Source organism: Rhizobium indicum, from assembly GCF_005862305.2.
Taxonomy (GTDB): Bacteria; Pseudomonadota; Alphaproteobacteria; order Rhizobiales; family Rhizobiaceae; genus Rhizobium; species Rhizobium indicum.
Genome location: NZ_CP054021.1, coordinates 3,453,313 through 3,468,454 on the forward strand (window position 1 = coordinate 3,453,313; position 15,142 = coordinate 3,468,454).

A 15,142-nucleotide genomic window follows, 5' to 3' on the forward strand; every position below is an offset into this window, starting at 1 on the left:
TTTTCCGAGATTCTTAGCGTTTCAGCTTGAGACCGACGCCGGCTCGCCATTGCTGCGAATCGGTGCCTTCCTTGCGCGTCGTCAGCTCGTAGCCGAGCGTGCTGGTCAGATCGAGATAGCGGTTGATGTTCCAGGTCAGGCCGGTCGCGGCGGTATAGACGAGCTCGTCGTTGATGGTGCTGTCCGTGGGATAATCGCGCCATATGACCCCGCCGATCATCGTCCCGACCAGGTTGTCGCGCAGCTGGTGGGTGACCGTCGTCGTCAGCGCGTGCGAGACGTAGCCGCTTTCGCCTGCCGTGGTCGAGGGTTGGATGCTCGTCTGCAGGTCGAGATTGACATCGGTGCCGCGGATCGGCGACCAGAGCAGGCTCGCATCGAGCGTGGCTGTATCGATCGAGGACAGCCGGCTGTCTTCGAAATCCGCCATCTCGTAGCCGAGGCCGACTTCACCCTTCAGCTTTTCGCCGAGATCGACCTCGACGCCTGCCTTGGCGCCATAGCTATGGCCGGAGCGCTCGTAACCGGCAGAGTCGCGGGTTTCGTCATAGACCGAACGGCCGATCGTCGCCTCGATGAAGGGAATGAGCGCGGGAGACAGCTCGTAGCCGACGCGGCCGCGCAGCGTACCCGTCGTCTGGTTGCGATCGCTGAGGGCGACGGTGGTGCCGTTCGCAAGCTTGGCATCCGAATAGATCGAGCGGGTCAGTGCCAGTGCCGTCGTGCCGCGCAGGATGCCGAAATCGCGTTGGACGGAGGCGCCGGCCGAAATTTCCTGCACGTCCGACTGCTGTGCGGCGTCGGCGATGGCGTCGGGATCATCCGTATCCTCACGGTAGAAATTATAGCCAGCGGTGAGGTGCGCGGTCGTATCGTCGGGAAGATCCAGCCTGAGATCGCCGTTGACTTTAAAGGAAGGCTGCTCCTCGCCCTCGCCGCTGATATTCCTCTGCCAGGCACCTTCCGAGGTGACGGTCAGCTGGTGCCGACCCCAGTCGGAAGTCAGTGTCGCTGCGGCATCCGTTTCGAGAAAGGCGCGCCGCTGCCTGGTATTGCCGTCCTTGGTGGTCTCGGTGTTGATGCTCTGGGTGACGCTCGGGCGGAGCACGAAAGTGCCAATCGGGATTCCCGGCGTTTCCTCTGTCGAGGCGCTATCGGCAGCCCTGCGGCGCGGCAGCGTCTCGTCGCTCGGCGCCTCGCGGGTGTTCAGCCGGCGTATGTCTTCGTCGAGGATGGAGCCGGTAATGTCGTCGCCGGCTTGCGCATCCGGTATGGCGGGCCGCTGCTGGGCATCGTCCGCGTTCGCGGTCGCGCCGTTTGCCGTAGGCGCAATGGTATCGCCGGTCTCGTCATCGAAACCGGCGGCGGATGCGGCATTGTTGGTGGCGCGGTTATCCTGGGAGGCGGCGGAGCGGCTGTTTGCCGGCTGTGTCGAGGCGGACTGCGCGAAGGCTGCCGTCTGGCTGAGAAGCAGACCACCGACCACTGCAAAAGAGACGGCACGGCTCATGGCGCGGAGCGGCGTCACACTGCTCGTCTGTTTTGGCTGGCCCATGCAATTCGCGCCTGACATGCTTTCGGTTCTTACCCAAAGGTAAAGCCTCGTGGTTAATCATTCGTTGCTGTCGGCGGGCGCTGTTCACAATTCGGAAAGAGTGCGGGGTGGACTTGGAAAGTGAAAAGGTCTAACGCAACTTCATGAACAGAAGAGCGATCAACCTCGTTGAAAACAGCGTGCTCGAGTCGGCAAAACGCACGATAGAGACCGAAAGACGCGGTCTTGAAGCGCTCGAACAAGCTTTTGACAATGGATTGGCCGGCCCTTTCACACGGGCCGTCGAAGTCATCGGCGACATCTCCGGACGTGTGATTGTCACCGGCGTCGGCAAGAGTGGGCATATCGGCGCCAAGCTCGCGGCGACATTCGCTTCGACCGGAACACCCGCCTTTTTCGTGCATGCGGCGGAAGCCAATCACGGCGATCTCGGCATGATCGAGCGTGATGACGTTGTGCTGGCGATTTCGAAAGGCGGCGAGAGCGCCGAACTCAAGAGCATCATTTCCTTCACGCGGCGCTTCTCCATTCCGCTGATCGCGATCACCTGCAGCGAAGGCTCCTCGCTCGCCGCCGCCGCCGATATCGTCCTTCTGATGCCGAACGAACAGGAAGCCTGCCCCAATGGGCTGGCGCCGACGACCTCGACGCTGATGCAGCTTGCAATCGGCGACGCGCTGGCGGTGGCGCTGTTGGAGGCGCGCGGCTTTACCGCCACGGATTTCCACGTCTTCCATCCGGGCGGCAAGCTGGGCGCGAGCCTGATGCATGTCGCCGATATCATGCACACCGGCGAGCGGCTGCCGCTCGTTGCCAAGGGCACACCGATGCCGGAGGCCATCACGGTCCTGTCGCGCAAGCATTTCGGCTGCGTCGGCGTGCTTGATGAGGATGGGCGGCTCTGTGGTATCGTCACCGAAGGCGACATGGCGCGCAACCTGACGCGCAATCTTGCCGAGCTTGCCGTCGACGACATCATGACGCGGACGCCGAAGACGGTGAAGCAGACGGTGCTGGCGACCGCAGCCCTGGCGCTGCTCAACCAGCATCACATCGGCGCGCTGATCGTCATCGACGACGACAGCCGGCCGGTCGGGCTGGTGCATTTCCACGACCTGCTGCGGATCGGCGTCGCCTGATCAGGTTCGTTTGATCAGCGTTATTTGATCAGACGGGCTCGACCGTCAGGTCGCGGCCATTGCTCGAAACCACCTTCACCTGCGTTCCGACGGGCAGGTCAGGCCCCATCACCTGCCATAGCGTATCGTCGAGGCGGATGCGGCCGCGGCCCTCGCGGATCGGTTCGTGCAGGGTCGCCGTGCGGCCGACGAGGCTGGCGCCGCGCTGATTGAGAAAGGGCTCGTCGGTGGTCGCATTGCGCAGGGTCAGCCGGCGGCCGGCGAAGGTCGTGGCAACGGCGAGAAGCGCAAAAAGGATCGCCTGCAACTCCCAGACCCAGAAGGCGCTGTCCCAAAAGAGCAGCGACAGCGCGCCGACGATCAGGGCGGCAAGGCCGATCCAGACCAGGAAGAAGCCGGGAACGATCATTTCCGCGGCGAGCAGCACGAGGCCCGCGACCCACCAGCTCCACGGACCGAGTTCGGCGACGATCTTCGCCAGCATGGCTTAACGCTCCTGCTCGGGATTGAAAGGATTGGGGGTCGACGGATTGATCGGTGGCGTCGAGCGCGCCGGTGCGGGGCGCGGACGCGGCGGTACCGGCAGCGGTGTTGACGGGCTGTTGCCGGCATCGCCGAAGACCTCGCGGGCAATGGCGCCGATACCACCGAGCGAACTCAGGATGGAAGAGGCTTCCATCGGCATCATCACGATCTTGGAATTGGGCGCCGAACCGATCGAGGTGAGCGCCTCGGTATATTTCTGGGCAACGAAATAGTTGATCGCCTGAATGTCGCCAGCGGCGATGGCTTCAGAGACCATCTTCGTCGCCTTGGCCTCGGCCTCGGCCAGGCGTTCGCGGGCTTCGGCGTTGCGGAAGGCGGCTTCGCGCTGGCCTTCGGCCTGCAGGATGGCGGATTGCTTGGCGCCTTCGGCCCTCAGAATCTGTGCGTTGCGCGAGCCTTCGGCCTCCAGCACCTGGGCGCGTTTCTCGCGCTCGGCCTTCATCTGGCGGGCCATCGCATCGACGAGGTCGCGCGGCGGCTGAATGTCCTTGATCTCGACGCGGGTGACCTTGATACCCCAGGGATGCACGGCCTCGTCGACGACGCGCAGCAGCCGGTCGTTGATCGCATCGCGGTTGGAGAGCAGTTCATCAAGATCCATCGAACCCATGACCGAGCGGATGTTGGTCATGGTGAGATTGAGGATGGCGTTTTCGAGGTTGGAGACCTGATAGGCAGCCTGGGCGGCGTTCAGCACCTGATAGAAAGAGACGGCATCGGCCGAAACCGAGGCATTGTCCTTGGTGATCACCTCCTGGGTCGGCACGTTCAGCACCTGCTCCATGACGTTCAACTTGGCGCCGACGCGCTCGATGAAGGGGGTGATGAGGTTGAGGCCTGGCTCCAGCGTGCGGGTATAACGCCCGAAGCGCTCGATCGTATAGCGGTAGCCCTGCGGCACGGTCTTGATCCCGGCAAAGAGTACCAGGATGACGAAGATGACCAGTACGATCACGACGATGTCGAAGCCGCCGAACAGCATGAAAAATTCCTCCTATCGGCGCATTCGCGCCCACCTACACCACTGATGTGGTGAGTTAGCATGTTCTTTGCGAGGAGGAAATGACGCACGGCTGCCGCACCTTCCAAGCGAAAGGACGGTAAGGTCCGTCGGGTCGTCGCCGACTATCCGTGCGGTGTAAATTTCTGAAGATGGTTTCTTAGATCCAGCCCTGCAATTCGCGGCGGACGACCTTTTCCAGCACCTTCATGCCGTCCTCGCCATCGTTGAGGCAGGGGATATGCGCGAACTTCTCGCCGCCGTTTTCGTGGAAGGAGTGGGCGGCCTGTTCGGCGATCTCCTCCAGCGTCTCCAGACAGTCGGAGACGAATCCGGGATTGATGACGGCGATGCGTTTGACGCCGTCCTTGGCGAGTTTCTCAACGGTCTTGTCGGTATAGGGCTGCAGCCATTCCTCCGGCCCGAAGCGGGACTGGAAGGTCACCATGAAGTTTTCTTTGGTGAGCCCGAGCCTCTCGCGCAGCAGCCGGCCGGTCTTCTGGCATTGACAGTAATAGGGATCGCCTTGCTTGAAATAGGACATCGGTATGCCGTGGAAGGAGGCGAGCAGCATCTCGGGCTTCCAGTCGAGGGTCGAAAGATGCCTTTCGACGGATGCGGCGAGCGCTTCGATATAGGTCTCGTCGTCATGATAGGCGGGAACGGTGCGCAGCGCCGGCTGCCAGCGCATTGAGAGCAGCTTCTGGAAGGCCTTGTCGTTGACGGTGGCGGTCGTCGCCGCCGCATATTGCGGATAGAGCGGGAAGAGCACGATCCGGTCGCAGCCTTCTTCTTTCAGCGCGTCGATGCGCGAGGCGATCGACGGCGTGCCGTAGCGCATCGCCCAGTCGACCTTGACGCTATCAAGATCCTTCAGGCGCTCGGCCATCAGTTCCGACTGGTTGCGGGTGTAGGTGCGCAGATAACTTTCGTTCCTCTCCTTGTTCCAGATCAACTCATAGGCCTTACCGACCTTTTGCGGGCGGGTGTTGAGGACGATGCCGAACAGGATCGGATACCACTTCCAGGGCGACCATTCGATGACGCGGCGATCGGTCAGGAATTCCCTGAGGTAACGGCGCATCGAGGTATAATCGGTGCCATCAGGCGTGCCGAGATTGACCAGCAGAACACCGACCTTGCCAAATTTGACGGCCGGATGGTCGGCCGGGCGGAGTGAAATATCTGCTGTCATTCTGACCCCAAAGCTCTTTCTGTCTCTTCGGCTCATACGCAGCCTGGAGATCGTGGTTCACCCTATAGAAAGAAAAGCCGGCCCGGGAAACCCCGGACCGGCCATTGGCATCGGGACAAATCGTCTTACTTGGCAGGGACCTCGATCTCCTTGCCGACCGTCAGGTGACGCGGGTTCGGCTTGCCATTGGCATCCGAAAGCTTCCGCCACAGCGTGCCGTCGCCATAGAAGGTCACTGCGAGATCCCAGAAGGTGTCGCCCGCGGCGATGACGTGGGTGGAAGGCGTCGTCGCGGCAGGTGTGGAGGCTGCCGGTGCGGGTGCCGGTTCCGCAGCGGGTGCGGGTGTTGCTGGCGCCGGTGCCGCGGGTGCAGGAGTCGGTTCTGCAGGTGCCGCCGGCGCGGGAGCCGGTGCTGCTGGGGCCGGGGCAGCGGGTGCGGGAGCCGGCTCGGTGGATGGGGCGGGAGCAGCCGGTGCAGGGCTGGGTTCGGCAGAGGGAGCCGGAGCAGGCGCTGCCTGCGCCAGTTCCGTGACGCGGCCGTCCGTGTAGGGCTTGTAAGGCGAATGCGCGGCGACATATTCGGCGGTCACGTCGGCAAGATCCGGACCATAGTCATAGGCGTTCTGGCCGTCCTTGAAGATCGAATAGCCATCGCCGCCGGCCCGCATGAAGTTGTTGGTGGCGACTTTGTAGGTCTTGGCGGGATCGATCGAAGCGAAATTGTCGCCGTCCTTCACCTGAACATCGCTGACGCGGCTGCCGACGGGTTTCGACTGGTCGAAGGAGAACTTCAGGCCGGCGACCTGCGGAAAGCGCCCGGCGCCCTGGTCGATCTGGCTGACGCCGTTTTCGAGCGCCTTGACGATGTCTGCGCCGCTCAGCTCAAACGTCGCGAGCGTGTTCTGGAAAGGCAGGACGGTGATGACCTCGCCCTGGGTGATCTCGCCTCCGTCGATCGAAGCACGCAGGCCGCCGCCGTTCTGAACAGCGATGGTGACGCCCTGGTTTTTGGTGCGATCGAGCATGGCGTCGGCCACAAGGTTGCCCATCGAGCACTCCTTGACGCGGCAGACCTTGCGGTCGCCTTCGATCGGGCTTTCCGAGGAGCCGATCACCTTTTTGCGCAGGTCCTCGATCGGTTTTGCCAGTTCGGCGATACGGGCGATGACGGCCGGATCGGGCGTGAAGGTGGAATCGATCAGGATCGGATCGCCCTTGGCATCCTTGACGACGCCGCTATCGTCGAAATTGACGACGAGATCGCCGAGATACTTGCTGTAGGAGGCGGCCTGGACGACCGGTACCTTGTAGCCACCGGGATTGTCGACCATCGTCGGGTAGGGGCCTTCAGCCTTCGGGTCGGTGTTGGAGAGCAGGCTGTGGGAATGGCCGCCGACGACGATATCGACATCCGGGATCTTGGCGATCAGGGCGAGATCGCGGGGATAACCGACATGGGTCAGCGCGATGATCTTGTTGACGCCCTGGCCCTTCAGATCCTGAATGGCCGCTGTGATGGTCTCAACGTCATCGGCGATCGTGACGTTCGGGCCGGGGGAGGAAAGCTCTGCCGTATCATTGGTGACGGCGCCGACGATGCCGATCTTCTGGCCGCCGACATCGAGCACCAGCGACGGCTTGATGCGGTCACCGAGCTTGGAGGCGGCCGTCGCCTTGACGTTCGCGGTCACGACAGGGAACTGGACCTTGTCGAGGAAGGTCGCGAGCCCGTCCTCGCTGTCGTCGAATTCATGGTTGCCGACGGTCATGGCGTCGAACTTCATCAGGTTGAGGAATTCGGCTTCGGCTGCCCCCTTGTAGGTCGTGTAGAAGAGCGAGCCCTGGAAATTGTCGCCGGCATTGAGGAGGACGACGTTCTTGCCGGATAGCGCCTGACGGCGCTGGTCGATCGCGGTCTTCAGGCGGGCAGCACCACCGAAGCATTCCTTCTTGCCTTCCTCCTCGGCCGAGCAGGTGGAGTCGAACTTGTTGATCGATTCGATGCGCGAATGGAAATCGTTGATATGAAGAATATTGAGTTCGTAATCCGCAAAGGCGGCGCCCGCGCTGAGCGCCAGCATGGACGCGGTCAAAAGACCGAAGCTGAAAGACTTCGTCATCCTTGTTCTCCTGATTGAGGCGAAAGATCCCCCTGATCCCTCGCCGATCCCTTTCATTATGCGCCGGGGCGGTTTCCCGGCCTGCGGATGTTCCATCAGACGATGCACGACCGCAAGAGAAAGCTGGGCCAGGCGGGACGCTTTCCAAGGGGGCCGGGTAAAAAAGCCGGGTTCCTATCCCCGGCATTCGCCGTCGGCGGTGTTTCGATAGAGTTCGTGCACGGCCTCCGCAATATTCGGGACTATGGCGAGCGCGACGATCAAGCAGAGAAGGGAAACGAGGCGATGAAAGCGCCGGCCGGCCCGATAGGCAAGGAGCGCGCCTGCACCATAGATCAGGACTGCCGGCACGGCGAAGATCAGCACCTGCAGCGGCCCGTCGCAATCGGGAGCGGCGATGCCCTGGGCACGATATTCGTTGGCCGGTGAAACGACCGCAAGCGCCGCAAGCGGCAATGCAAGCAGCAGGATGAGATAAGAGGCGAAGGCCCGCATGGTGTGCCTAGCCTATCGCCTCATCTTTCAGCCGCGGCGGGAAAGCGTGAACTGCGCGCCGGAATCGGAGGTGCAATTGAGCTGGCTCGGGTTGACGAGGGCGCAATTGACCTTTGACTGGGTCTTGCGCACCAGCGAGGTCATGTTGATCTCCACCAGGGTCGGTGAGGTGTTGATATAGGTGCCCGAGGCAAGAAGCTGGTTGCTGTCGGTCGTGCGGGTGGTGAAACTACCGCCCTGGAAGGTGGAAACGATGCCGTTCGGATCGCTCCAGTTGCCTTCGACGCCGGTGGCGGCGGGCGCGGTTGCAACCGGCAAGCGACGCGGCTCTGATGAAACGCAGGCGGCAAGAGCGGCCGCTGCACCGACAAGAACAAGACCAGTTCTGATTTTCATAAGGCTTCTCCCGGCGAATCGGCGCGGCGGACAGCCGCCAAGTTCGGGCAAAACATGGCGCGCGCCCGGCACGAAGGCAAGCCTTGGAGGGGTGGCGGGCGGCAATTATACAGCCGGCGTTACAAAAATGCCCGCCTTGCGGCGGGCATTGTCAAAGCCGTGCAGGCGTCCTCAGCGAACGAGAATGTTCCTGAACTGCCACGGATCCTTGGTGTCGATATCCTCCGGGAAGAGGCCCGGACGACCGTCGAGCGGGGTCCAGTCGGTGTAGTGGCCTTCGACCGGGCCGAGATAGGGCATCTGCACTTCGAGGCAGCGCTTGTAATCGATCTCGTCGGCTTCGACGATGCCGGCATTCGGGTTTTCCAGCGCCCAGACCATGCCGGCGAGGACGGCGGAGGTCACCTGCAGGCCGGTGGCGTTCTGGTAGGGCGCGATGCGGCGGGTTTCTTCCAGTGACAGGCGCGAGCCATACCAGTAGGCATTCTTCTCATGGCCGTAGAGCAGGACGCCGAGTTCGTCGATGCCGTCCTCCAGCTCGTCCTCGTCGAGAACGTGATGGACCGGCTGCGGCGTGCCGCCATTGCCGAACATCTCATGCAGCGAGAGAACGGCGTCGTTGGCCGGATGGTAGGCATAGTGGCAGGTCGGGCGGAAGGTCACTTCGCCGTCCTTGTCGCGGACCGTGAAAAAGTCGGCGATCGAGATCGACTCGTTGTGGGTGACGAGGAAGCCATATTGCGGGCCGGGCGTCGGGCACCAGGTGCGCACGCGGCTGTTGGCGCCCGGCTGCTCCAGGTAGATCGCCGCCTTGTTGCCCTTCTTGTGCTTCTTGGCGTTTTTCGGCATCCACTCTTCATGCGTGCCCCAGCCGAGTTCAGCCGGCTGCAGGCCTTCAGAGATGAAGCCTTCGACGGACCATGTGTTCCAGAAGACGTTGAGCGGCTTCGGATGCTTGGTGCGCTGGGTGTCGCGCTCGGCGATGTGAATGCCCTTGACGCCGACCTTCTTCATCAGCTTTGCCCAGCCTTCGCGATCGTGCTGGTCCGGCTCCTCGAACTTGAGGCCGATGTCGTTGGCGAGGTTGACGAGCGCCTGCTTGACGAACCAGGAGACCATGCCCGGATTGGCGCCGCAGGTGGAGACGGCGGTGGCGCCGCCCGGGTTCTTCGCCTTTTCCTTGCGCATGGTTTCGCGCAGCGCATAGTTGGTGCGGTCGGCATTGCTCATGCCCTTGTCGAAATAGAAGCCGAGCCAGGGCTCGACGACGGTGTCGATATAGGGAACGTCGAGTTTGCGGCAGAGCTTGATGATGTCGAGCGAGGAGGTGTCGACCGAGAGGTTGACGCAGAAGCCCTGACCTTCGCCCTCCGTCAGCAGCGGCTTCAGCAGTTCCTTGTAATTGTCCTTGGTGACATGTTCCTTGATATGGCGAACGCCGTGCTTCTTCAGGATCTCCATGTCGGAGGGCTCTTCACGAGGGTCGATGACGACCATCCGGCTCTTGTCGAATTTGAAATGGCGCTCGATCAGGGGCAGGGTGCCGCGGCCGATGGAGCCAAAGCCGATCATTACGATCGGACCGGTAATTTCGGCATATACCGGATAATTCTGTTCCGTCATTCTTTTCTCCTGTGGAAGGCGACGAAGGCGTTCAGCCCGAAGAATTGTTTTGAAATTGCCGCAGAGAGTGCGAGGTGACCGGCTCTAACCATAAAACGACGTCACAATAAAGAGCGTTGACGGGGAAAGACCAAATATCGAGTGGCGATAGGGGCCGGCGAAACCGTCCTGGGGATCGGCAGACAGCATGGATTGGCTTAACCGATGACGGTGCCCTGATGGAAGAGCATGCGCCAGTGCCCCTCCTCTTCCAGCCGCCAGATGGAACTGCGCAGCGTCCGCCTTTCGCTTCCGTCGGTGTCTGTGTAAATGGCGCGGTAGGTGACGAGCGCGATGTGCTCCGCAAGTCTTTGGGTTTCGAAATGCTCGCCGTGGGACGTTCCCGTTCGTTGCTCGGCCAACAGACTGGGCACAATGACGTCGAAGGTATAGAGCCGTCCGGAACCGCCGATTTCACGGAAATCGCGCGAGAGCAGCGTAGTCAGCATCTCCCGCGAGGCGCGAACGGACGGGTCGAAGAGTTTTTCTTCGAGCTCCTTCAGATGGGCTGCGAGATCATCCATGATCGGCTCCTGCAAATTCAGCCCTTCAGGATTTCCAGTCCTTCGACCGCCGTCGTTACGGCAAACTCGGTGATGTCATATTCGGCAACGCCATGGATGGTGAAGGGATCGGCGGCGACATAGGCCTCGATTGCGATGCGATCGCCGATTGCGAGGATGACGCCGCCGGTGCGCGGTACCTTGCGGCCTGAGGCGAGGAACCAGCCCTTGGCATAACCCTCCTTCACCCAGGCCATGTGCGGCTCCATGTGCCTGTCGGCTTCATCGTTGGGTTTCACATAGGTGAGCGAGAGAATGAACATGGTCAGCTCCTGACGAGGTTTGCGCGGATCAGGCCGCGCAGCGAATTGCCGATATAAAACGTGCCGGCATCGAGATCGGCAAGCGAGATACGGTCGACGCGGGCCTGCCGCCGGCAGATGAGCTCGGTGCGCAGCACGCCGGCGAGCAGGCCGCAGGAGATCGGCGGGGTGCGCAGGATGCCGGTTCCATCGTCCAGGAAGATCGAGGTGATGGTGCCCTCGCAGACTTCGCCGCACTCGTTCAAAAGCATGACCTCATCGGCCTCATCAGGCCGATATTCGGCGCGCGCGGCCTCGTAGACGGCACGGCGCGTGGTCTTGACGCGCAGCAGCCTGTCGGCGGAATTCAGGCGGGTCTCGGCGAGGCGGACGGTCCAGATGGTATCGGGCGCCAGGGGCACGAAAGCGGCGCGCGTCACCTCGATGTGGCCTTGCGCGTCGAAGGTCAGGCGGATGCGCAGTGGACCGGCAGCACCCGCAACGGCTTCGTCAAGCCTTGCTGTCGCTTCGATCGGTTGCGGGAAGCCAAGGCGACGGGCGGAGCGGGAAAGCCGGGCGAGATGCAGCCGCAGCCGGATGAAGCCCTCGCCGGGCTGCCAGCGCAGCGTCTCGATCAACGAAAAATCGATCATCGCGCAATCCATTGGTCGCCGACAGCGAAGCGGGCCTTGAGCAGGCATTCCTCATATTCGGCCTCGGCGGTCGAATCGAAGACGATGCCGCCGCCGACATTGAAGACGGCCCTGCCGCCGTTAAAAAGCGTGATCGTGCGGATGGCGACGGAAAAACGCATGGCGCCGGTGGGCGAGATCATGCCGATCGCCCCGCAATAGGCGTCGCGCGGGGCATCCTCCAGCGCGTGGAGGATTTCCATTGCCCGCATCTTCGGCGCGCCGGTGATCGAACCGCAGGGGAAGAGCGCGGAGAAGATGTCGCGGATCGAAAGATCGGGGCGGAGCCTTGCCTGGACATGGCTCACCATCTGGTGGACGGTCGGATAGGTCTCGATGTCGAAGAGCTTAGGGACGTCGAGCGTGCCGACCTCGGTGATGCGGGAGATATCGTTGCGCAGGAGATCGACGATCATGCGGTTTTCCGCTTGCGTCTTGATATCGCGGCGCATGGCCTCGATGATTTCGGCATCCTCGGCGGCAGTCGTGCCGCGTTTTGCCGTGCCCTTCATCGGATGGGTCTCGATCCAGCCCTCTTCATCGGTGCGGAAGAAAAGCTCGGGCGAACGCGAAAGGATGATCGGGCCGCCGAGATCGACCAGCGCGCCGTATTTTACAGGCTGGCGTTCGATCAGCCACCAGAAGGCGGCACGAGGATCGCCGTTCCAGCGAGCCTCGACCGGCATGGTGAGGTTTGCCTGATAGGCGTCGCCGAGCCGCAGGTGCTGGTGGAGGCGGTCGAAGCGCTCTTTATATATAGGGAAATCCCACGCGGCTTTCGGAGCGGTGAGGAATTCCTCGTTTTCGAGGCGCTGTCTTGGCTGGGCAAACGGATGCGTATCGGGCTGCGGGGCGTCGAAAACGCCGAAACAGATGAGCGGGGTTTCGCGATGTTCCCCGGCGAAGGGGGCAAGTTTTTCTTCGAAGAGGTATCCGGCCTCATAGGCCATGTAACCGGCAAGCCATTTGCCTGCGGCCTTGGCCTGCTCCATCCGAACAAGGCCTGCAAAGAACTCGGCGCGCGTCCTGGCAAGGATGATCTCTGCCGGCTCGGCGAAAAGCATCACCTGTCCTGATGTGTCGTCGCGGAAGAGAATGTAGGGGTCAGACATTGTTCACGGCATATTGCTTGGTTATCCGACGGTCGCGTCTGCGATGCGGGGCGATGCGAAACTCGTGGTTTTGCTGCGGTAGGCCGAGACCGCAGTAGCACCCACCTCCCTCATTCCTGTGCTTGTCACAGGAATCCAGCCACGGCGCGTCTGCGCCGTGAATGACTCATGTCCGACAGATAAAGAGTCTCCGGCGCCCAAGGACTTGGGCGCGCTGGATTCCTGTGACGAGCACAGGAATGAGGGAGAGTGGGCTGCCGTCATGGGTCCTCGTGGACATTGCAGAATGCGGTCAATGTATCAAGCGTAACAACGGTCCCATCATAGCGTTCGTTCTTTCAAGTCATGGTCGGGGCTCTCAGCCCTTATCCAACGCTTCCAACTCGTCGATCAGCCCTTCGATCATCGACAGGCCCTGGCTCCAGAACGACGGATCGGTGGCATCGAGGCCGAAAGGCTTCAACAGTTCCGAGTGATGCTTGGTGCCGCCGGCCCTCAGCAGTTCGAAATACTTCTCCTGAAAGCCCTTCTCGGACTTCTGGTAGACGGCATAGAGCGAATTCACCAGGCAATCGCCGAAGGCATAGGCGTAGACATAGAAGGGCGAGTGGATGAAGTGGGGGATATAGGCCCAGTAAGTCTCGTATCCCTCGGAAATGCTGATCGCCGGCCCAAGGCTCTCCGACTGGACGGAGAGCCAGAGTTCACCGATATCGTCGGCAGTGAGTTCTCCAGCCTTGCGGGCGGTGTGCAGCTTGCGCTCGAATTCGTAGAAGGCGATCTGGCGCACGACCGTGTTGATCATGTCCTCGACCTTCTGGGCGAGCATCGCCTTGCGTTCGCGCGTATCGGTGGTCTTTTGCAGAAGGGCGCGGAAGGTCAGCATCTCGCCGAAGACGGAAGCGGTTTCGGCAAGCGTCAGCGGCGTCTGGCACATCAGCGCCCCTTGCGCACCGGCGAGAACCTGATGCACGCCGTGCCCGAGTTCATGGGCAAGGGTCATCACATCGCGCGGCTTGCCCATATAATTGACGAGCACATAGGGATGGGCGGAGGGAACCGTCGGATGGGCGAAGGCGCCGGGCGCCTTGCCGGCACGAACCGGAGCATCGATCCACTGTTCGTCGAAGAACCGCCTGGCGATATCAGCCATCTCGGGGGCAAAATTGCCATAAGCCGAAAGCACCGTGTCCTTCGCCTCCGGCCAGGAGATGATGGCACTGGAGGTTTCCGGAAGAGGCGCGTTGCGGTCCCAGAAATTCATCTGCTCCATGCCGAGCCATTTCGCCTTCATCTTGTAATAGCGATGCGAAAGGCGGGGATAGGCTTCGCGGACGGCTGCGGCCAGCGCATCGACGACCTCGCGCTCGACGCGATTTGCCAGGTGTCGGCTGTCTGCGATGTCCTCGAAGCCGCGCCAGCGGTCGGCGATCTCCTTGTCCTTGGCAAGCGTGTTAGTAATCAGCGTAAAGGTGCGGATATTCGCCTTGAAGGTTTCGGCGAGCGCCATAGCTGCCTTGCGGCGTACTTCCGGATCCTTTTCCTGCAGCTTGTTCAACGCCACTTCGAGCGGCACTTTCTCGCCATCGATGTCGTAGCGAAGTTCCGCCATGGTTTCGTCGAAGAGGCGGTTAAAGGCGGCGGCCGAGGTCATCGACTTCTCGAGGAAGAGCTGTTCCAGCCTGTCGTCGAGCTGATAGGGCTTGTCCTTCCTGAGGTCGAGCAGCCAAGGGCGATAATGTCCGGCGGCGGGATCATTCGCCATGCAGGCGTCGATCACCGCGTCGTCGATGCGGTTCAGTTCCAGCGCGAAGAACAGGAGATGGCCGGAAAATTCGGTGATCTTGGCCTGTACGTCGCCGTAGAGCTTGCCGTTTATCGGATTGGTGGTGTCGGAGAAATAGGTGAGGCCGGCAAAGGAGCCGAGACGGCCGATGATGTCGTCCAGTGCCTCATATTCCTTCAGTGCCGCGCCGATGCCCTCAGCGCCGGTCTTCGCCGCCGCCGCAGTGAGTGTGCCCTTCCACTTTTCTTCAAAGGCGATCGCGGCCTTGCCGGCCTTTTCCATGTCGGCGACGAAGGCGGTGGAGGTGGCGGAGGGATAAAGATCCTGCAGCTTCCAGACCGGCAGATCGCCGAGCGCCGCATCGGCGGCCCCAGCTGGCGCTGCCGCCGATAGAAGAAGGCCGGCGTGCGGGAGCTTGTTTTTCATGAGCGCAATTCCTCTCCACTTTTATAACAGGTCTGCCGTAACAGGTCAGCTTGTCTACCGCATCGGCCCGAAAATCGGAATCGATTTTCGGAAAGCACGATGCGTCGATTGAAAGTGTTACAGCGTCCTTTGCGCGTCTGAAAAGACGCGCGGCGCTGTAAGCGTGCTAACGCCCGGCATCAAGGGGTTTTCGGCGTATGAAAGGCCTCGCTT

At 61.7% G+C, this 15,142-nt stretch carries 14 protein-coding genes; 1 reads left to right on the forward strand and 13 read right to left on the reverse strand.

What is annotated here, in order from left to right; all coding sequences use genetic code 11:
* Positions 1–13: 13 nt before the first annotated feature.
* Positions 14–1,555 carry an outer membrane beta-barrel protein gene (locus FFM53_RS16795; protein WP_138390551.1) on the reverse strand — a complete coding sequence of 514 codons (1,542 nt, stop codon included), beginning with the start codon at positions 1,553–1,555 and terminating at the stop codon, positions 14–16.
* A gap of 143 nt (positions 1,556–1,698) precedes the next feature.
* Here FFM53_RS16795 and FFM53_RS16800 point away from each other — a divergent pair, with 143 nt between their 5' ends.
* Positions 1,699–2,694, forward strand: coding sequence for a KpsF/GutQ family sugar-phosphate isomerase (locus tag FFM53_RS16800; protein WP_138333366.1), 996 nt, complete (start codon positions 1,699–1,701; stop codon positions 2,692–2,694).
* A 28-nt stretch (positions 2,695–2,722) separates the two neighbouring features.
* Here FFM53_RS16800 and FFM53_RS16805 read toward each other — a convergent pair whose 3' ends face one another.
* From FFM53_RS16805 to FFM53_RS16860, 12 genes are all read right to left on the reverse strand, one after another.
* Positions 2,723–3,178, reverse strand: coding sequence for an NfeD family protein (locus FFM53_RS16805; protein ID WP_003542867.1), 456 nt, complete (start codon positions 3,176–3,178; stop codon positions 2,723–2,725).
* A gap of 3 nt (positions 3,179–3,181) precedes the next feature.
* Positions 3,182–4,222 (reverse strand): SPFH domain-containing protein, encoded by a 1,041-nt coding sequence (locus FFM53_RS16810; protein WP_011653489.1) that lies wholly within the window; start codon positions 4,220–4,222, stop codon positions 3,182–3,184.
* Between the two features lie 178 nt (positions 4,223–4,400).
* On the reverse strand, positions 4,401–5,435 hold the full coding sequence (gene hemH / locus FFM53_RS16815; RefSeq protein ID WP_138333367.1) for a ferrochelatase: 1,035 nt from the start codon (positions 5,433–5,435) through the stop codon (positions 4,401–4,403).
* A 125-nt stretch (positions 5,436–5,560) separates the two neighbouring features.
* Positions 5,561–7,555, reverse strand: a complete 1,995-nt coding sequence (locus FFM53_RS16820) for a bifunctional metallophosphatase/5'-nucleotidase (RefSeq protein WP_138390550.1) — start codon at positions 7,553–7,555, stop codon at positions 5,561–5,563.
* 174 nt (positions 7,556–7,729) lie between these two features.
* Positions 7,730–8,050: a hypothetical protein gene (locus tag FFM53_RS16825; protein ID WP_138333369.1), complete on the reverse strand. Its 321-nt coding sequence runs from the start codon at positions 8,048–8,050 to the stop codon at positions 7,730–7,732.
* 27 nt (positions 8,051–8,077) lie between these two features.
* On the reverse strand, positions 8,078–8,446 hold the full coding sequence (omp10, locus tag FFM53_RS16830; RefSeq protein ID WP_012758937.1) for an outer membrane lipoprotein Omp10: 369 nt from the start codon (positions 8,444–8,446) through the stop codon (positions 8,078–8,080).
* A gap of 171 nt (positions 8,447–8,617) precedes the next feature.
* Positions 8,618–10,069 (reverse strand): homospermidine synthase, encoded by a 1,452-nt coding sequence (locus tag FFM53_RS16835; RefSeq protein ID WP_138390549.1) that lies wholly within the window; start codon positions 10,067–10,069, stop codon positions 8,618–8,620.
* 197 nt (positions 10,070–10,266) lie between these two features.
* Positions 10,267–10,632 carry a nuclear transport factor 2 family protein gene (locus tag FFM53_RS16840; protein ID WP_138390548.1) on the reverse strand — a complete coding sequence of 122 codons (366 nt, stop codon included), beginning with the start codon at positions 10,630–10,632 and terminating at the stop codon, positions 10,267–10,269.
* Between the two features lie 17 nt (positions 10,633–10,649).
* Positions 10,650–10,934 (reverse strand): YciI family protein, encoded by a 285-nt coding sequence (locus FFM53_RS16845; protein WP_138390547.1) that lies wholly within the window; start codon positions 10,932–10,934, stop codon positions 10,650–10,652.
* A gap of 2 nt (positions 10,935–10,936) precedes the next feature.
* The gene (locus FFM53_RS16850) at positions 10,937–11,566 is read right to left on the reverse strand and encodes an aminotransferase class IV family protein (RefSeq protein ID WP_138390546.1); all 630 of its coding nucleotides are present in this window, start codon (positions 11,564–11,566) and stop codon (positions 10,937–10,939) included.
* The gene (locus tag FFM53_RS16855; RefSeq protein ID WP_138390545.1) at positions 11,563–12,717 is read right to left on the reverse strand and encodes an aminodeoxychorismate synthase component I; all 1,155 of its coding nucleotides are present in this window, start codon (positions 12,715–12,717) and stop codon (positions 11,563–11,565) included. Before FFM53_RS16855 ends, FFM53_RS16850 begins: the two co-directional genes overlap by 4 nt.
* A gap of 358 nt (positions 12,718–13,075) precedes the next feature.
* Positions 13,076–14,929 carry a M3 family oligoendopeptidase gene (locus FFM53_RS16860; RefSeq protein ID WP_138390544.1) on the reverse strand — a complete coding sequence of 618 codons (1,854 nt, stop codon included), beginning with the start codon at positions 14,927–14,929 and terminating at the stop codon, positions 13,076–13,078.
* Between the last annotated feature and the right edge of the window lie 213 nt (positions 14,930–15,142).